Origin of the sequence: Shewanella chilikensis, from assembly GCF_002836945.1 — a bacterium.
Classification (GTDB): Bacteria; Pseudomonadota; Gammaproteobacteria; order Enterobacterales; family Shewanellaceae; genus Shewanella; species Shewanella chilikensis.
This window is the reverse complement of the sequence record NZ_NIJM01000021.1, coordinates 23,288-39,522: the sequence shown is the minus strand read 5'-3', so window position 1 is coordinate 39,522 and position 16,235 is coordinate 23,288. Positions and strand designations below refer to the sequence as shown.

Genomic DNA, 16,235 nt, shown 5'->3' with positions numbered 1-16,235 from the left:
GATATGATTAAAGTGCTGTTTTTTGCTCAAGTGCGCGAATTATTGGGAACGGCTGCCATTGAAGTCGAGAGCCAGCCGGGTTTGACGGCCGAGGCGCTGCGTGCCCAATTGGCGTCCACAGACGACAAGTGGGCCAGAGTGATGGCGTCCGACAAGCTGTTGGTGGCCATCAACCAAACCCTCAGCCCTTGGCATACAGAGATCAAAGCGGGTGACGAGGTGGCCTTCTTCCCACCGGTAACCGGAGGTTGAGATGCAAAGCGATCGTATTTTGGTACAAACCGCCGACTTCGATGTCCCGGCCGAATATGCCCGCATCGCCGCCGACAACAGCGACGGCGCCGTGGTAACCTTTGTCGGCAAGGTGCGTGACTTCAACGATGGCAGCGCGGTTACCGACCTGACGCTGGAACACTATCCCGGGATGACAGAAGCCGTTTTAGGGCAAATTGCCACTCAAGCCCGTGAGCGTTGGCCGCTGAATCAGCTGACCATAATTCACCGGGTTGGTACTATGCATTTGGGCGAACAGATAGTGTTTATCGGTGTCAGCAGTGCCCACCGCAAGGCGGCGTTTGCGGCTTGTGAGTTTCTCATCGATTTCCTCAAGACCAAGGCGCCATTCTGGAAACTGGAAGCCGGTGAAAGTGGTCAACACTGGGTTGAGGCTCGCGATGCCGACGAGCAGGCCGCCAAGGCCTGGGAAAAGTAACCGGAGCGTGTGATGGTGCTATTGGAGCGATTGCTGAATTCGACGACCAGGGCCGTGCTGACCGCGCTGGCGCTGCTCAGTCTGTGTCTGCCGGCTTCGGCGGCGCAAAGCGTTCATGTGGCTGCGGCGGCCAATATCAAGTTTGCCCTGGATGATATTGCCGAGCGTTATCAGCAACAGACAGGACGCCAACTCAAGATCTCCTACGGTTCTTCCGGTAACTTTGTGGCGCAGATAAAACATGGTGCGCCGTTTGAGCTGTTTCTCTCGGCCGATGAGCGTTATGTCGAGGCGCTGGCTGACGCAGGCATCACTCGCGACAAGGGGTTGGTCTACGCCTATGGACGCTTGGCTCTGGTGGCTCCAAAAAATTCGCCGCTGAAACTGGATCAAGAGCTACAGGGGCTGCAACAAGCACTGGCCGCCGGGCAGATCAAGCGCTTTGCTATCGCCAACCCGGATCATGCTCCCTATGGCGAGCGCGCCCGCGCACTGCTCAAGCAAAAAGGTTTGTGGCAGGAGTTGCAGGCCAACCTCATCTATGGTGAAAACGTTTCCCAGGCGGCGCAGTTTGCCTTGAGTGGTTCGACTCAGGGCGGCATAGTTGCCCTGTCGCTGGCGGTGGCGCCACAGTTTCAGGCGAGAGGTCGTTATCTGGCGTTGCCGGTAGACTCCCATGCCCCGCTGACCCAGCGCATGGTACTGCTTGATAAAGCCGGTGACGATGCCAAAGCTTTTTATGATTATCTGCAAGGGCAGGAAGCGCGACAGGTGTTCAGCGCCTATGGCTTTGCCTTGCCCGAGGGAAGTTGAATGGATTGGCAGTCGCTGTGGCTCTCGGTCAAACTGGCTGCCATCAGTGTCTTGGTACTCTTGCCGCTTGCCATCTTGCTGAGCCGCTTGCTGGCCTATCGAGAGTTTCGCGGTAAGTCATGGATAGAGGCGCTGATCATGGTGCCTCTGGTGTTGCCGCCCACGGTGATAGGTTATTACCTTTTGGTAGGGCTTGGCAGTGAAAGCTGGCTGGGCCAATGGCTGCAGCAAACCTTGGGCGTGCAGCTGGTATTTCATTTCTCCGGCCTGGTGGTCGCCTCGGTACTGGTCAATATTCCCTTTGCAGTGCAGCCTATTCAAAGAGCCTTTGAAGCCATTCCTCAGGATGTGCGCGATGCCTGCGCCTGTTGCGGCATGAGTCGCACCAAACAGCTATTTAAGGTGGAGTTGCCCTTGGTGTGGCCGGGGATTTTGACGGCCCTGGTGCTGTGTTTCTCCCATGTGCTCGGCGAGTTTGGTGTCGTCCTGATGATGGGGGGCTCCATCGCGGGAGAGACCAAGACGATTTCCATCGCCATCTACGACAGTGTCCAGGCGTTTGACTTCGCCTCGGCCGGTACTATGTCGCTGGTACTCTTGTTGTTTGCCATCACCACATTGGCATTGACCACAGGGTTGTCGCGGCGGCTCGGGAGATTGAGATGACTCCGACAGATCTGCATGTCAGCGTTCATCAAACCAAGGGGATCCCACTGCAGGCCGACTTTGTTTGCCGTGCCGGTGAAGTCCTGGCCGTGGTAGGGCCCTCCGGTGGTGGCAAGACTACGCTGCTGAGGATGATTGCCGGTCTCAATAAGCCGCAATCCGGCAGCATCCGCTATGGTGATAAACCCTGGTTTTCCGAGACAGTGAACCTGAGCCCGCAGCAACGCCATCTGGGGTTTGTGCCGCAACATTTTGGCCTGTTTCCCAATCTGAGTGCGGTCGACAATGTTATCGCCGGGCTGGATCATCTGCCTAAGGGCGAACGCCGTGCCAGAGCGCTTGATTGGCTGGAGCGGGTCAATCTCCACGGTTTGCCGGATCGTTTGCCTGAGCAGTTGTCCGGCGGCCAGAGACAGCGAGTGGCGCTGGCCAGAGCGTTGGCGCGTGAGCCTTCGGTATTGCTGCTGGATGAACCTTTTTCTGCCGTCGATCGCGAGACCCGTGAGCGCCTGTATCTGGAGCTGGCACGGCTCAAGTCACAGCTGCATATTCCGGTGATCATGGTGACCCATGATCTCAACGAAGCCTTATTGCTGGCCGACCGCATGGTGCTTATCAGCCAAGGGCAGTTACTGCAACAGGGTGTGCCCCATGACGTATTGGCCAAACCCCGCAATGAGGCGGTTGCCCGGCAGATGGGCCTGAGAAACCTGTTTGACTCTGAAGTGGTGGCCCTGGAGCAGGAGCGACAACTCACCTGGCTTAAGTTTGGCGAGCAACTGATTGCCTGTGACTATGATGCGCGCCTGAATCCGGGAGATAAGGTGCGCTGGGTGGTGCCCAATCAAGGCGTCAGATTCAACTCCATCAGCCGTGGCCGCCTGTGCCGCAGCTTCAATAAACTCAATGTCAGGCTCGAATCCCTACTGGTGATGGGCGAGTCTGTGCGCCTGCTGGCGGCAATCGAAGGCGTGGATCAGACCCTTAGCGCCGAAGTGCCGTTACATCTGGCTCGCAAGCTGGAGTTGGTTGCCGGTATGCAGACAGAAGTTGCTCTCAAATCTGAACAAATTCATATTCTCGAACACTGATAAGACAGTCTTTATGCCGGTTGTCGATTAGATGATCAAAACTTAATTTAGCTTCCATCCTGAGTTCAAGCGCTGAAATCTATACTGCAGCCATTGAAACAACCTCAGGAGAGAAACAAGATGCAAAAGTTGGCATATTTACTGGTATTATCCTCATTCTGCAGTGCCGCTGCTCTTGCAGCCTATACCGGGCCAGGAGTCGAAAATCGGGTCATTACAGCGTCTCAGGTCGAGCAGGCCAGTGACGATACTCAAGTTGAGCTGACAGGTTACCTGGTGAAGAGCCTGGGCGACGAAACTTACCTGTTCCGTGATGATTCCGGCGAGGTTAAAGTCGAAATCGATCATAAGCTGTGGCGCAATATCAATGCCGATGTGAAAGAAAGCACTCTGGTGAAACTGACCGGCGAGGTTGACAAAGAGTGGAACGGCAATGAAGTTGAAATTGAAAGTATCACCTTGATTGGTGACACTGCGAAATGAATCTTGGCTTGTATGAGTAGTTGGCCTTTGATGCCAGCGCTCGGATGGAGGCAAAATGAGACGTTTATTGGCGGGGCTGGTGCTGTTTTCTTCGGTAGCAGTCGCGGCTCCCTCGCTGCTGGAATTGTTGAATGATAGTGACCGTATTCAACCGATAGAGCTGATGCAGCGTATTGAGTCCCAGTTTCCCGGGGTGATCGTCGAGTTTGAAACCGATGTGGATAATGGGGTTTTGGTCTATGAAATTGACTTAATAAACCCGGATGATCACACTACCACTGAGCTGGATATACTTGCCGGCAGCGGTGAGATCCTCAAACGCAAAGTCGATCGTTTGGAGGCTGACGATATGGCTGAGTTGGCTGCGGTCAAACTCTTGGTGCAGAAAAAGCTCAGTTTTTCCCAACTGGTGGAAATGGCGATGCAAAACAGTAAGGCTCATCTGCTGGAAGCTCAGTTGGACAAAGATCTGGGGATTGCCTACCTGGAGCTGAAAGTAATGGATGAACGAGGCAAGCATAAGCTGGCGTTTGATATCGAAAAACAGCGGCCATTGCCTCTACTGAAATGGGACTGACAATGAAGATATTACTGGTCGAAGATGACGTAACCACTCAGGATTATATCGTCAAGGGCTTCCTGGAGCAGGGACATAACATTGAAACTGCGGCCGATGGTCATCAGGGTTTGCTGTTGGCGACCAGTAGTCAATACGACTTGGTAATACTGGATCGCATGTTACCCGGGCTCGATGGCCTCAAGGTTTTGGCGGCGCTTCGGGCCACCGGCAATCAAACCCCGGTGTTGATCCTCTCGGCACTCAGTCACGTCGACGAGAGGGTCAAGGGGCTGCGCGCCGGTGGTGATGACTATATGACCAAGCCGTTTGCCTTCTCCGAACTGCTGGTGCGGGCTGAGAAACTGATGTTGCGTGGCCAGTCACTGCCGGCCAAGACAGATCTCAAGGTGGGTTTATTGGAGATGGAGTTACTGACCCGTAAAGTGACTCTGGACGGTACTGAACTGATGTTGCAACCCAAGGAATTCCAACTGCTCAAGTACCTGATGGAACACGCCAATCAGGTGATCAGTCGCACCCTGCTGTTTGAAGCCGTATGGGACTACCACTTTGACCCCAGAACCAATGTTATCGATGTGCATATCGCCAAGCTGAGACGTAAGTTCGAAGAGTTGGGGCATGGCGAGCTGATTGAAACCATAAGAGGGGCTGGTTATCGTCTCCGCCAAAGCCATTAAGCCGTATCAGAGCAGCGTATGGCGTATTACCATCTTCTTCTCTGTGCTGGTGACTCTGATCATCGGCGCGTTACTGTTTGCACTCTATCAACAGCTGGTGACAGAGCAGCAGTCTCAGGTTGAGAAACACTTAGCCTCGGAGGCGCAGCGTTACCAGCAACTAGCCCTGAGCGTAGATAAGCGCAGCTTTGCGGCGCAAATCCATGCTGCTGATCCGCAAACTGCACTGATTGCCTGGCAGGGTAGCCCGGATATGGTCGGGGCGTTGACCTTTATGCCCGACAATATGCCACTGCTGCCGAAAACCCGTGATTTCCCCATCCTTACCGGCGGCCCGGATAAACTGCATATTCTCACCGGCGGCGTGGTAATGACCCGCTATGGCCCTGTGCTGATCGCCACCCGTACCGACCACTTGGCGACCTTGATCGAAAAGTTTCTCAGCGCGGCGGCCACCGCTGTGATGCTGACAGTGGTATTGACGCTGGCCATGGGGTATCTGTTTTCCAAGGCGCTGCTCCGGCGTTTGGTGCAATATAACCGCCTGAGTGAACGCATAGAGCGAGGTTACTACAACACCCGCTTGCCTGTGAGTCGCAACAGTGATGAATTCGATATGTTGGCGCGCCAGTTCAATCGGGTGCTGGATACCCTGGAACGCAACCTTGCCGCCGTGCGCGGGGTGACTGACAATATCGCCCATGACCTGCGCACGCCTTTGTCGCACCTGAGGATCGGATTGGAGCAGCTGCCGCAGTATCCAGCGGAAGAGCTACCCGAGCGCAGCGCGATTCTTATTGAAAAGCTGGATCACTGCCTGGCGACCTTCAACGCCATGTTGTCGCTGACCCGCATTGAAGAGGGGCAACAACAACTGGAGCTGGAGAGCTTCAGCTTACAGCAGATGTGTCATGATCTGCTGGATATGGCCGATGTATTGGCCGAGGCACAAGAGCAACAACTCAAGCTGGAAACCAGTGAGGATTGCCATATCACAGGCGATAAACATCTCTTGTTCCAGGCGCTGTTCAATCTGGTCGACAACGCCATTCGCTATGCAGGCGAGGGAGCTTGTATCACCATTTCGCAGCAAGCCAACCAGGTCATCATCAGCGACAATGGCCCCGGGATCCCGGAAGCGGAGCGTGAGCGGGTCTTCGAACGCCTGGTGCGGCTGGATCCCAGCCGTCATAAGCAAGGCACCGGCTTGGGGCTTTCTATGGTCAAGGCGATTCTTTCGCGGCACAACGCCAGTATTTCACTGCAGGATAACCACCCCGGCCTTAGGGTCATAGTCACATTTCAGGTTTAACCCATGTATTCAGTGATAGCTACAGAACCCGACTTTATCCTGCTGGACAAGCGGCCCGGAGTTCACTTCCACAGTCAACACGGTGAGGCCGGGCTGGTGGCCAGTGCCGAGCGAGAATTGGGTTATAAGCTCTATCCCGTACATAGGCTGGATACCTTGACCTCCGGCCTGTTGCTTCTGGCCCGTTCATCCGAGGCGGCGGCCGAATTTACCCGTATGTTCAGTGAACACAAGGTGCAGAAATATTATTTGGCGTTGGCCAAGGGTAAACCGGGTAAGAAACAGGGTTGGATCATAGGTGATATGGCCAAGTCCCGCCGTAGCCAGTATAAGCTGCTGCGTTCCACCGATAACCCGGCGGTTACCCAGTTCTTTTCCTGGTCGGTCGCCGAAGGGTTGCGCCTGTATCTGCTCAAGCCTCACAGCGGCAAGACCCATCAGCTGAGGGTGGCGCTTTCCAGCCTGGGAGTGCCGATTCTGGGGGACACTCTCTATGGCGGCAGTGCTGTTGATGCCGACCGTGGCTACCTGCACGCCTATGCTTTGGAGTTTGAATGGCGCGGGCAAGCGCTTAGATACCTGAGCTTGCCATCGCAAGGCGAAGTTTTTATGCAGTCGGGAGTTCTCGATCAGTTGCAAACGCTTAAGCAACCCTGGGAGTTGGACTGGCCCAAGCGCAAATAAATACTGGTAGCTGACATTTCGATTTACTCAGGGAAAGGGAAAAGGTTGCAAGCCGGGCATCATGCTGCCAAGTTAAATGGGTTGTCCCTTTAATTCCTTGCCAGGAGTCATACCATGGATACCAATAAACTCTTGCTCGTCATCATCGCCATTTTGTTGCCACCGGTGGCGGTATTTCTCAAAGCCGGTGCCGGTAAAGACCTGCTGATCAATATCATTCTCTGTCTGTTCTTTTGGTTTCCGGGGTTGCTGCATGCGCTCTGGGTGGTGACCAAGAACTGAGCACAAGCGCTGAGACAGTGGCATTGGCCGGTCTTTGTTAGCGGCCAATCTGGGCTTTGGTTTCTCAAACGCAGTGGTTTGATTGCTAAATTTTTTGGGCCAGTTCCCTCAGTGAGGCGCTGGCCGCTTCGATGGAAACCCGATGGCGCTCGTCGGCAAACTCCTGAAATTCACTGCGCACCTCATAAAACTGTTCTACCCCAAGATAGTGGCTCAGGGTCTTGATATGGGGACCCAGGTGATTCATTCCGGCGCGAATGCCCTCGTCGCCAAAGCCAAACTCGCCGCAGGAGTAAACCAACACCAGTTTCTTGCCGCTGAATATCGGTCGCAGCGGAAAATCGCCGCGCTTTAAGTCGAAGCTGAATGTGCGATTGATGCGTATGACCTGATCAAACCAGGCCTTGAGTGCCGCCGGCATGCCATAGTTGTACATGGGCGTTGAGATCAGAATGATATCGGCCCGCTGCAACTCGTCGATAAGGCAGTCCGACAGTGCCAGCAGCCGTTGCTGCTCTGTACTTTGGAGTTCCTCCGGGGTGAATACAGCGGCAATCCAATCTTGGGTGATGGCCGGTGGTGCTTGGTCACCCAGATCACGATAGATGAATTTTGATAGGTTATTTTGGGTTTGCCAGTGATCGCAGAATAGCTGCGCCAACGACTTGGAAATCGAATTGTAGCTGGACTTGTCATTGTCGGTTCTTCTCGCACTGGCATCTATTCTTAAAAGGGTTTTCATCACTTTCTCCGTTTGTTTGCTCAGGGCATAACTATCTGGAATACCGCTCGAGTTGACAAAGGGTCATTTCTCACTTATAGATGAGCAAAATTCACTTATTTGATCGCAATGTTTGCCCATTTACCCACACTGAATAACTTGAGAGTGTTCGAAGCCGCCGCCAGGCATCTGAGCTTCAAGCTGGCTGCGGAGGAGTTGAGCCTGACTCCGACCGCGGTTTCCCATCAGATAAGAAATCTTGAGACTCAGCTGGACACCCGCCTGTTTATCCGCCAGACCCGGGCGGTATCACTGACACCGGCTGGAGCCGAGTTGGCAGAATCCTGTCGCCAGGCCTTGCTCGGCATAGCCCAGGGGATTGAACGTTTGGGAGTGACACCAAACCAGCTGAGAGTTTCCACCACCCATGGTTTTGCCGCCCTATGGCTGGCGCAGCGATTGCCGGACTTTCAGCAGCGTTTCCCCGATATTCGGGTGTCGGTCAGCAGCGATGAGGGGCTGCAGCCTAGCGACCCTCTGGGTGAGACAGATCTCTGCATACGCTACGGCAAAGCGGCAGAAGGCGAAGAGGTGCTGTTCAGTGAGACGTTCGGCATTTACGCCAGTCCCGGTTATCTCAAGAGCAAACAACCTCAGGTGACGCTGTTGCAGACCCGCTGGCAGAACCCGGCTCTCGACGGACTCGATTGGCAGCAATGGCAACAGACCTATCACGAGTTCAAAGGTGCCAGATTGCTGGAGTTTACCCAGGAGGATCACCTGGTGCAGGCCGCTCTGGCCGGTGAAGGCCTGGCACTTGCCAGTTCTGTGCTGGTGGCCTCTTTGGTGGAGCGGGGTTGGTTGAAACCTTGCTTGCCGGGCAAGGTGTTGCCTGGACTCAGTTATCGGCTGCTGCCGGCTCCCGGCCGCGAGCAGAGCCACAGAGTCAGGGTGTTTCTCGAATGGCTCAGGCAGCAGGCACTCAGCGGGGCGCCAGATAGGTCACAGGATTGAGATAAAACGCCTTCTTGTATCCCTGGGGCGCATCATCCATCAACCAAGGCATGGGCATGAGGCTGACTATGCTGTAGTGCAGATGGGGCGGCTTGCCTTTGGCATTGCCCGAGTCGCCGACCGTGCCCAGTTTGCTGCCCTGAGGTAGATAAAAACCGTTCGGCTCCAGGCTGTCCAGATGGGCGAAATAATGCAACTTCCAGCCTGGCCCCAAGGCCAGCACCACCTTGCCGCCGAGACGCCACTCCCCTTGATAGAGGCGCAGCATGGGCGTCGGGGCCTGCACTTGAGTGCCGCGGGCGGCGAAGATGTCTATGCCCTTGTGTACCCCGGAGGTGCCCCAGGGGTAATACCAGAAACTGTCTTTATGCCAGTCTTTGGCGCTGGCCTGGTGAACCGGCACCTGTGGGTTTTCCGGGATCAGGGCACCGGCAAAGATCAGCAGTAGCAGCAGGATAAAGCCATAACGTTTCTTCATTGCCGACACCTTCCTTAGCTTCAAAATTAACAGCAGATCGCTATTCGCGTTATCGGGTCTTGTTTTATCCCGAGCCTATCAAGATAGTACTTGGATGCCAAACCTATCCTGGTTCTGGGGTTTTGCTCTTGGCTTGCGTCCTGGAGTGCTATCACAGCTCAGTGCCAGAAAGATTTTCCGATGACACCCGCAGTGACATAAAGGTATTGAGACCTCGGGATATTCAGCAGCATTTCTGTAATCGAACATCCCATAATGCTTCAGTGGATTGGGACAAACAGTTCGTCTGTGATGGTCAGTTTATCTTGCTGCAAGCGGTAGACAGAGTCGAGCATAAAAGCCGCACTGCCTTGCCAGCAGAATCCGCCACTTCCCGAAATGCGTAATTGCTTATTGTGGCCCAGAGTCAGAGTAGAGAAGCCGCAAAAATCGCCACTGCCAAGCTTGCCGTCGGCAAAGGCCAGTTTGTGGTGTTCAGTGGCGGTTATCAGTTCGATATGGGGCGGGATCTGATCGCCTGCGTCAAACTCGGTTTCTGCTTGCCCCGGAAACAGTCGCAAGCAGGCCTGGCCCATCTGCCAGCTTGAGGGAATAGCCAGCGCATCCGCAGCACCTGCGATTGGACAAGTTGGTTGACTGAAACTGCCGAGCTTTTGCTCTCTGTTGCTCTTGCAGTTGGCGGCGTTGTATTGCAGGGCCGCCAGCACGGATTCACCCCCGAGGCGATAAAAGTGGCTACCCCAATTGAGCTCTTCATACTCGGCCAGGGCTATGCATTCGTTGAGCTGTCCACTGCGGGACAGGCCCAACAAGAGATCGCTTATCAGCCAGTAATAGCGGCGAACATCTTTGATGGCCGGCTCGGTCGCACCTTTGATTTTGGGGAACAACTCATAGCCACATTCTTGATGAAAGGCGGCGAGCGCCGCCGTTGCCTGTTGATACTCGCCTTTGGCATAACCTTGTTGGAAATCTCTCCTGGCCTTGGCCAGAGCCTGAGTGCTGCACTCGGCAGCGCTCAGAGAGGAAAAAGCCATGGGGAGCAGCAACAGCAAGAGTAAACGCAAGGCGTTAATTCCTTCTTCCCAGAATGCTCAAAATGCGTAGGAATAGGTTGATGATATCCATATAAAGCGCGGCGGCGCTGTCGATGGCGTTGTCGACTGTCTTTTCCTTGGCATTGGCTCGGCCCCAGTCATAGCCAATGTAGCCACAGAAGATCAATACCACTATCCAGTCGGTAATGCCGTGATGGGTCTTGAAGATAAATAGCTCTACCAGTTCGACAATGATCACCAACAGTAGGGCTATTGTCAGGGCGCCGGCTATGCGGGCAAAGAAGGCGGGAAATAGGGTGCCCAATATCATCATTGCCAGAGTCACGATAGTCGTTATCCGCAGTGCCTCCAACACCAGAGTCGGGTCATAGCTGCTGACCACCAGGTTAATTATCAGACCGAAGGGAACAACGACCAGGTTGTAGCCGAGAAAGCTTATCGCGGGCTGGGCTGAGCTTTCAAATAGATAGATGCCCGCCATACAGCAGACGAAGTAGCCGATAAAGAACAGCCAGATTGGAATGGTGATGATGATTTCAGGATCGATATTCAACACCATCAGATAGTTGACCACAAACCCCCAGATCAGGGTCAGACCAACGACCAGGTTATATTTGCCGGCACTGATCTGGCCCTTATTTGTGCCATAGTTGCGTCGCAGGCTATTGTCCATAGTGGGAAATTTCCTTGTTTGTGGAAGTCAGGCGAGATGAAAGCGCCACACAATATAGAAAAATATCAGGCTCAACAAGGCGCTATCACCCAAAATCCTGTAGGACATCTTCCAACCCTCAAGCGCTTGCTGCAACAGTGACTTTTGTTGCTAGTATGTACATTTTGATGCTTTGTTGTAACTTAATGATTTTGAAATAAAAGTATTTATTTTGCTTCATCTGTCCTTGTTTAAATTCAGACTTTCTTACTAGCCTGAACTGGAGAGATTTAATGCGACACTCAATTGGAGCACTGGTTCTGGGCGCCGTGCTTGGCCTGACCGGGTGTAACTCAGATAGCGACAGTGGCACTCAAGCCGCAGCCGAGAGTTACACTCTGGTGGTCATGCCCGATACCCAGAAGTACTCCCGTTATAATCCCGAGCGCTACAATGCTCAAACTCAATGGATTGCCGATAACTACCAGCAACAAAATATCGTTTTTACGGCGCATCTGGGGGATGTGGTTGACCTGCCTGACTCAGAGCAGGAATGGCTCAATGCCCGTGCGGCCATGAGCATTCTGGAGGCCAATCCAGCCACCCCATACAGCATATTGGCGGGTAACCATGATGTGCTGGCTTACCGTCAGTCCGGGGTTGATATCAACAGCAACCTCGACAGCGACAGAACCCTGGCGGCAGAGCCTTTCCTCAAGCATTTCCCGGCGTCTTTGCAGCAAAATAACTTTGCCAGTTTCCAGGGGGCAGATGCCACCGGCTTCAACAGTTATCACCTCTTCAAGGGCGGTGAGCGCGAGTATCTGTTGCTGGCGCTCGACTGGCGTACCTCGGCGGCCAGCATAGCCTGGGCACAGTCAGTATTGGATGCTCACCCGGAAACACCAACCATACTTACTACCCATCAGTTATTAAATGTGGCCGATGATGGCAACAGCGCCATATTTACCGACAATGGCGCCATGCTGTGGGACAAGTTGATCAAAGACAATGACCAGATTTTTCTCACCTTCAACGGCCATCACCATGGTGAGGCCAAGATGGTGGCCAAGAACCGCTATGGTCGCGATGTGGTCATGATCTTGGTGGACTACCAATCGGGATTCTGGGGTGGCAACGCTATGTTGCAACTGGTGAGTTTCGATGAAGCCAACAAGCGGTTGCAGTTCCGTTCATTTTCACCTTGGGTAGCGGCCATCCCTGAGGCAGAGAGGCAGCCTCAGGATGTGCTGCAACGCTGGGAGTTTGAACAGCCACTGGACTTTGAAAAACGTTTTGCCAAGCTGAATCAGGAAGTGGAAACCGAAGGCCCGGGTAAGCTTGAAGGAACACTTGCCTACTGGATATTCGATGCCGAGCATAAGTTAACCAGCACAGATCCAACCAAGGTGCAGTTTATGGATCTTTCCGGGCGCGGCAATACCTTGAGCCTCAAGGCCAAGGCAGGCAGCAGTGGCACTCAGGAGCAATTGTTTGAACTGCTCGGTGAAGCTCCTGGCTTCGGCCACGCCACTGGGGCGGCTCGTTTCAAGGGCGGCAACACCCAGGGCGGCTATTACCTCTCCAGCCAGGCACCGACGCTGGTTTCTGCCGATGGCCAGGCGGGTGTTCTGCCGCAGTACACCATAGAGATGATAGTGCGTCTGGCACCAGAGTGGCAGGCATCGGAAAATGCCTGGGGCGCCGTCTTTGCCCATAAACCCAGCCAGAGCCAGGTGTGTGAACACCATAAGCTGGATTGTGGCGGCGGCGATCCTTCGCTGGCGTTGACCGCCTCCAGTCTCAAGGAGTTCCAGTGGATCTCCACCTCCAGCAATGGCGTGGGGCCCAGCAACTGGTCTTGGGAAGTGGACAGGGATTATTGGTATCACGTGGCCATAGTCAACGACGGCCAATACGCCACCATGTATGTGGACAACTCCAGGGTAATGCGTACCGCCGAAGCCGAGCAGCATGGGCTGGTGAGTATTCCCGGCGGCGAATGGATGGTAGGCGCCTCCAGTTGGGACGGTGAGGTGGCCGATCTGTTCCGTGGTGATATTGCCGAGATCCGGATTGTCGACAGGGTATTGCCTGAGTCTGACTGGCTTAACGCCAAGTAAAAAAATGCTGAAAATCAAAGAGGCTGCCCAGGCAGCCTCTTGTTATTGCAGACTCAACCGCAGACGGGGCAGTTGGGGATCTGCGGCAGCTTCATCTCGCGAAACTCCATGGTCATGGCATCGAACATCAGCAAACGACCGTAGAGCGGCTTACCGATACCACTGATCACCTTGATGGCTTCCACTGCTTGCAGGCAGCCCATCATACCGACGACCGGCGCCAGAATACCCGACTCGACACAGCTGAGTTGCTGCTCGCCGAACAGACTGCTGAAACAGTGATAGCAAGGCATCTGTTGCTGATAACCGAAGACGGAGATCACCCCTTCCATACGGATAGCGGCAGCGGACACCAAGGGCACCTTATGCCGAAAACAGCTGCGATTGAGCTGTTCGCGCACCGCAACATTGTCGGTGCAGTCCAGCACCAGATGGTGTTCGGCAACCAGTTGATCCAATTCGGGATCATCCAACACTCCATTGATGGTTTCTATCTGAAAATGGGGATTGAGCGCACTCAGGCTCTCTTTGGCCGATTCCACCTTGGGCTGGCCTATATTGCCATCCTGGTGCAGTACCTGGCGCTGCAGGTTGGACAGTTCGACAGTGTCGAAGTCCACCAGGGTCAACTTGCCGACCCCGGCAACCGTCAGATACTGACCGGCAGCGCAGCCTAGGCCACCGGCACCTATCATCAGCACCTTGGCCTGTTTGAGCTTCTCCTGGCCTTCAATGTCCATCGCCTTGATGGAGATCTGCCGGCTGTAGCGCAGCATCTCGGCATCTGTGAGTATCTCGTCGCTCATATCGGCCTCAGCACAGCACGCTGTTAAAGGGTTCTACCGTGACTCTGGTGCCCGCCGGGGTGTCGCCCTGCATCTGTTCCAGAATAATAAAACAGTTGGCCAGGCTCATGGAGGTCAGCATGCCCGAACCCTGTGAGCCGGTTACCGCCACTTCCAGTTCCCCGTCCTGGTTGCGGCTCAGAATACCGCGCTGGTATTCCACCCGTCCTGGCTGTTTACGTATGGGGGCGGTCAATTTGGCATCCAGTAGTAGTGGGGTTGGTTGTGGCAGCCCCTGCAGTTTATGCAGCAAAGGCCACACCAGCTTGTAGAAGGTCACCATGGATGAAACCGGGTTGCCCGGCAGACCACAGAACACCGCCTTGCCTATATGGCCGAGGGCAAAGGGTTTGCCCGGCTTGATCGCCAGTTTCCAGAAGCTTATTTTGCCTTCCTCATCGAGGATCTGCTTGGTGAAGTCGGCCTCACCGACCGAGACCCCCCCTGAGGTGATCACCATATCGGCACTGGCCGAGGCGTTGCGAAACGCTTGGCGGATAGCCTCAGGATCATCCGCAATAACGCCGAGATCCTGCCACTCGACACCGGCGCGGCTGAGCAGGCCCTGAATCGAGTAGCGATTGGAGTCATAGATCTGACCGGGCGCCAACTCTGAACCCACGGGGCGCAATTCATCACCTGTGGAGAAGAAAGCGATTTTAACCTTACGGATCACTCTAAGGCTGCTGATGCCTATGGTGGCCATCACCCCCATTTCGGCGGCACCTATCAGAGTGCCGGCCCTGAGGACCTTGGTGCCGGCCAGCAGCTCTTCGCCGCGGCCACGCACATTGTCTCCGGCCTGCTTGCAAGGTTCTATGGTGATCTGCTCGCCATTGGCTTCGGTTTTCTCCTGCATCTGCACTGTATCGAAACCCGCAGGCACAGGAGCGCCAGTCATGATGCGAACACAGCCGCCTGGCTGATATTGGCCTTCAAAAGGGTGGCCGGCAAAGGAGCTACCCAGTAATTTCAGGCTGGCCTTCTCGGGCAGGTCGGCATAACGATAGGCGTAGCCGTCCATCGCCGAGTTATCGAACGGCGGCAAGTCTATGCTGCTGGCCAAGTCTTCTGCCAATACTCGTCCCAGAGAATCCGACAGTTGCACGGTTTCGGTATCTTCCAACGGGGTGACCTGCTCGAGTAGCAGGGGCAGAGCGAGATCCGGATGCATCAGCCCTGGATGGGCACAGACGTCTTGCGGCTTGGACATAGAGCAACCTTATTTGAGCTATTACTGAACCTGGTTGGCTATTATGCCACGCTGAAAGTGGATGACTATGATCTGCATGCCAGTTTTCGTGCACTGGGTGCAGGCTTTTCCTTTTACAGTCAGCGGATTGCGCCAAATAGCAAATGAGAATTCAAGTTAAATGAAAAGTGTTTTCATTATAAATCATTGCGTTAGGTAAAGATTCTTGCATTTGTTGTGTCCCTTGATAACAATAGCGCCCATGAAACAGATACCCGAAATGAGAGGCAAGGATATGTTGGCACAAGCCATGATTGATAAGTTGAACGAGCAGATCAATATGGAGTTTTTCTCCTCTAACCTGTATCTGCAGATGAGCGCCTGGTGTGAAGACAAAGGCTTTGAAGGCGCGGCCAAGTTCCTGCGGGATCACGCCGATGAAGAGATGCAGCATATGCGCCGTCTGTTCACCTATGTGAGTGAAACCGGTGGCATGCCTCTGCTGGGCGCCATTGAAGCTCCAAAGGCCAATTTTGAATCCCTGCTGTCCCTGTTCGAGTACACTTACGAGCACGAGCAGCTGATCACCAGCAAGATCAATGCTTTGGCTCATACCGCCTTCACGACTCAAGATTATTCTACCTTCAACTTCCTGCAGTGGTATGTGGCCGAGCAGCATGAAGAAGAGAAGCTATTCAAGTCGATTGTCGACAAGATCCGCCTGGTGGGCGAGGATGGCAAGGCGCTGTTCCTGGTGGACAAGGACCTGATGCAACTGGCGAGCGAAGGTGGCGAGACAGTGATGAATGCACAGATGGCTTAAGGCTATCCGCTGATGACAAGAGCAGCCTT

At 54.3% G+C, this 16,235-nt stretch carries 20 protein-coding genes; 14 read left to right on the top strand and 6 right to left on the bottom strand.

Annotated features, from left to right (window positions below; translation table 11 throughout):
* The first annotated feature begins 3 nt into the window (after nt 1–3).
* From moaD to CX651_RS09895, 11 genes are all read left to right on the top strand, one after another.
* Nucleotides 4–252 carry a molybdopterin synthase sulfur carrier subunit gene (moaD, locus tag CX651_RS09945; RefSeq protein ID WP_101055868.1) on the top strand — a complete coding sequence of 83 codons (249 nt, stop codon included), beginning with the start codon at nt 4–6 and terminating at the stop codon, nt 250–252.
* 1 nt (nt 253) lies between these two features.
* A complete protein-coding gene (gene moaE, locus CX651_RS09940; RefSeq protein WP_025889201.1) occupies nt 254–712 on the top strand; it encodes a molybdopterin synthase catalytic subunit MoaE in 459 nt (152 codons plus the stop codon).
* A 12-nt stretch (nt 713–724) separates the two neighbouring features.
* Nucleotides 725–1,525 carry a molybdate ABC transporter substrate-binding protein gene (modA, locus tag CX651_RS09935; protein WP_101055867.1) on the top strand — a complete coding sequence of 267 codons (801 nt, stop codon included), beginning with the start codon at nt 725–727 and terminating at the stop codon, nt 1,523–1,525.
* Nucleotides 1,526–2,191 carry a molybdate ABC transporter permease subunit gene (gene modB, locus CX651_RS09930; RefSeq protein WP_101055866.1) on the top strand — a complete coding sequence of 222 codons (666 nt, stop codon included), beginning with the start codon at nt 1,526–1,528 and terminating at the stop codon, nt 2,189–2,191.
* Entirely contained in the window at nt 2,188–3,282 is a 1,095-nt protein-coding gene (locus CX651_RS09925; protein WP_101055865.1) for an ABC transporter ATP-binding protein, read from the top strand. Before modB ends, CX651_RS09925 begins: the two co-directional genes overlap by 4 nt.
* Before the next feature lie 120 nt (nt 3,283–3,402).
* A complete protein-coding gene (locus CX651_RS09920; RefSeq protein ID WP_101055864.1) occupies nt 3,403–3,765 on the top strand; it encodes a YgiW/YdeI family stress tolerance OB fold protein in 363 nt (120 codons plus the stop codon).
* Nucleotides 3,766–3,820: 55 nt separating this feature from the next.
* Nucleotides 3,821–4,342: a PepSY domain-containing protein gene (locus CX651_RS09915; protein WP_101055863.1), complete on the top strand. Its 522-nt coding sequence runs from the start codon at nt 3,821–3,823 to the stop codon at nt 4,340–4,342.
* A 2-nt stretch (nt 4,343–4,344) separates the two neighbouring features.
* Nucleotides 4,345–5,022 (top strand): response regulator transcription factor, encoded by a 678-nt coding sequence (locus CX651_RS09910; RefSeq protein ID WP_101055862.1) that lies wholly within the window; start codon nt 4,345–4,347, stop codon nt 5,020–5,022.
* Between the two features lie 49 nt (nt 5,023–5,071).
* On the top strand, nt 5,072–6,334 hold the full coding sequence (locus CX651_RS09905) for a sensor histidine kinase (protein ID WP_101055893.1): 1,263 nt from the start codon (nt 5,072–5,074) through the stop codon (nt 6,332–6,334).
* A 3-nt stretch (nt 6,335–6,337) separates the two neighbouring features.
* Nucleotides 6,338–7,018, top strand: coding sequence for a TIGR01621 family pseudouridine synthase (locus CX651_RS09900; protein ID WP_101055861.1), 681 nt, complete (start codon nt 6,338–6,340; stop codon nt 7,016–7,018).
* A gap of 114 nt (nt 7,019–7,132) precedes the next feature.
* The gene (locus tag CX651_RS09895) at nt 7,133–7,300 is read left to right on the top strand and encodes a YqaE/Pmp3 family membrane protein (RefSeq protein ID WP_025009192.1); all 168 of its coding nucleotides are present in this window, start codon (nt 7,133–7,135) and stop codon (nt 7,298–7,300) included.
* Between the two features lie 85 nt (nt 7,301–7,385).
* Here the strand turns inward: CX651_RS09895 and CX651_RS09890 are convergent, their stop codons facing one another.
* The gene (locus CX651_RS09890) at nt 7,386–8,042 is read right to left on the bottom strand and encodes an FMN-dependent NADH-azoreductase (RefSeq protein ID WP_101055860.1); all 657 of its coding nucleotides are present in this window, start codon (nt 8,040–8,042) and stop codon (nt 7,386–7,388) included.
* 108 nt (nt 8,043–8,150) lie between these two features.
* Here CX651_RS09890 and CX651_RS09885 point away from each other — a divergent pair, with 108 nt between their 5' ends.
* Nucleotides 8,151–9,035 (top strand): LysR substrate-binding domain-containing protein, encoded by an 885-nt coding sequence (locus tag CX651_RS09885; RefSeq protein ID WP_071476339.1) that lies wholly within the window; start codon nt 8,151–8,153, stop codon nt 9,033–9,035.
* Here CX651_RS09885 and CX651_RS09880 read toward each other — a convergent pair.
* The 3 genes from CX651_RS09880 to CX651_RS09870 all read right to left on the bottom strand — a co-directional run bounded on the left by CX651_RS09880 (nt 9,004) and on the right by CX651_RS09870 (nt 11,244).
* Nucleotides 9,004–9,513 carry a M23 family metallopeptidase gene (locus CX651_RS09880; protein ID WP_045283325.1) on the bottom strand — a complete coding sequence of 170 codons (510 nt, stop codon included), beginning with the start codon at nt 9,511–9,513 and terminating at the stop codon, nt 9,004–9,006. The genes CX651_RS09885 and CX651_RS09880 overlap by 32 nt on opposite strands.
* Before the next feature lie 260 nt (nt 9,514–9,773).
* On the bottom strand, nt 9,774–10,580 hold the full coding sequence (locus tag CX651_RS09875; RefSeq protein ID WP_101055859.1) for a hypothetical protein: 807 nt from the start codon (nt 10,578–10,580) through the stop codon (nt 9,774–9,776).
* A 4-nt stretch (nt 10,581–10,584) separates the two neighbouring features.
* Complete coding sequence (locus tag CX651_RS09870) at nt 10,585–11,244, bottom strand: Bax inhibitor-1 family protein (protein ID WP_101055858.1); 660 nt, start codon at nt 11,242–11,244, stop codon at nt 10,585–10,587.
* 272 nt (nt 11,245–11,516) lie between these two features.
* Between CX651_RS09870 and CX651_RS09865 the strand changes: the two genes are divergently transcribed.
* Complete coding sequence (locus CX651_RS09865) at nt 11,517–13,346, top strand: LamG-like jellyroll fold domain-containing protein (RefSeq protein WP_101055857.1); 1,830 nt, start codon at nt 11,517–11,519, stop codon at nt 13,344–13,346.
* Nucleotides 13,347–13,399: 53 nt separating this feature from the next.
* Here the strand turns inward: CX651_RS09865 and moeB are convergent, their stop codons facing one another.
* Both moeB and moeA read right to left on the bottom strand, forming a co-directional pair.
* On the bottom strand, nt 13,400–14,152 hold the full coding sequence (gene moeB, locus CX651_RS09860) for a molybdopterin-synthase adenylyltransferase MoeB (RefSeq protein WP_101055856.1): 753 nt from the start codon (nt 14,150–14,152) through the stop codon (nt 13,400–13,402).
* A gap of 7 nt (nt 14,153–14,159) precedes the next feature.
* The gene (gene moeA, locus CX651_RS09855) at nt 14,160–15,404 is read right to left on the bottom strand and encodes a molybdopterin molybdotransferase MoeA (RefSeq protein ID WP_039034625.1); all 1,245 of its coding nucleotides are present in this window, start codon (nt 15,402–15,404) and stop codon (nt 14,160–14,162) included.
* A 274-nt stretch (nt 15,405–15,678) separates the two neighbouring features.
* Here moeA and ftnA point away from each other — a divergent pair, with 274 nt between their 5' ends.
* Nucleotides 15,679–16,206, top strand: coding sequence for a non-heme ferritin (gene ftnA / locus CX651_RS09850; RefSeq protein WP_028780740.1), 528 nt, complete (start codon nt 15,679–15,681; stop codon nt 16,204–16,206).
* Nucleotides 16,207–16,235 lie beyond the last annotated feature (29 nt).

Coding starts and splice junctions, on each gene's coding strand:
- modB (WP_101055866.1), top strand. CDS start 1,526: ATGGATTGGCAGTCGCTGTGGCTCTCGGTCAAACTGGCTGCCATCAGT.
- CX651_RS09920 (WP_101055864.1), top strand. CDS start 3,403: ATGCAAAAGTTGGCATATTTACTGGTATTATCCTCATTCTGCAGTGCC.
- moeA (WP_039034625.1), bottom strand. CDS start 15,404: ATGTCCAAGCCGCAAGACGTCTGTGCCCATCCAGGGCTGATGCATCCG.
- CX651_RS09925 (WP_101055865.1), top strand. CDS start 2,188: ATGACTCCGACAGATCTGCATGTCAGCGTTCATCAAACCAAGGGGATC.
- moaE (WP_025889201.1), top strand. CDS start 254: ATGCAAAGCGATCGTATTTTGGTACAAACCGCCGACTTCGATGTCCCG.
- CX651_RS09870 (WP_101055858.1), bottom strand. CDS start 11,244: ATGGACAATAGCCTGCGACGCAACTATGGCACAAATAAGGGCCAGATC.
- CX651_RS09880 (WP_045283325.1), bottom strand. CDS start 9,513: ATGAAGAAACGTTATGGCTTTATCCTGCTGCTACTGCTGATCTTTGCC.
- CX651_RS09885 (WP_071476339.1), top strand. CDS start 8,151: ATGTTTGCCCATTTACCCACACTGAATAACTTGAGAGTGTTCGAAGCC.
- modA (WP_101055867.1), top strand. CDS start 725: ATGGTGCTATTGGAGCGATTGCTGAATTCGACGACCAGGGCCGTGCTG.
- CX651_RS09890 (WP_101055860.1), bottom strand. CDS start 8,042: ATGAAAACCCTTTTAAGAATAGATGCCAGTGCGAGAAGAACCGACAAT.
- CX651_RS09865 (WP_101055857.1), top strand. CDS start 11,517: ATGCGACACTCAATTGGAGCACTGGTTCTGGGCGCCGTGCTTGGCCTG.
- ftnA (WP_028780740.1), top strand. CDS start 15,679: ATGTTGGCACAAGCCATGATTGATAAGTTGAACGAGCAGATCAATATG.
- moaD (WP_101055868.1), top strand. CDS start 4: ATGATTAAAGTGCTGTTTTTTGCTCAAGTGCGCGAATTATTGGGAACG.
- CX651_RS09910 (WP_101055862.1), top strand. CDS start 4,345: ATGAAGATATTACTGGTCGAAGATGACGTAACCACTCAGGATTATATC.
- moeB (WP_101055856.1), bottom strand. CDS start 14,152: ATGAGCGACGAGATACTCACAGATGCCGAGATGCTGCGCTACAGCCGG.
- CX651_RS09915 (WP_101055863.1), top strand. CDS start 3,821: ATGAGACGTTTATTGGCGGGGCTGGTGCTGTTTTCTTCGGTAGCAGTC.
- CX651_RS09900 (WP_101055861.1), top strand. CDS start 6,338: ATGTATTCAGTGATAGCTACAGAACCCGACTTTATCCTGCTGGACAAG.
- CX651_RS09895 (WP_025009192.1), top strand. CDS start 7,133: ATGGATACCAATAAACTCTTGCTCGTCATCATCGCCATTTTGTTGCCA.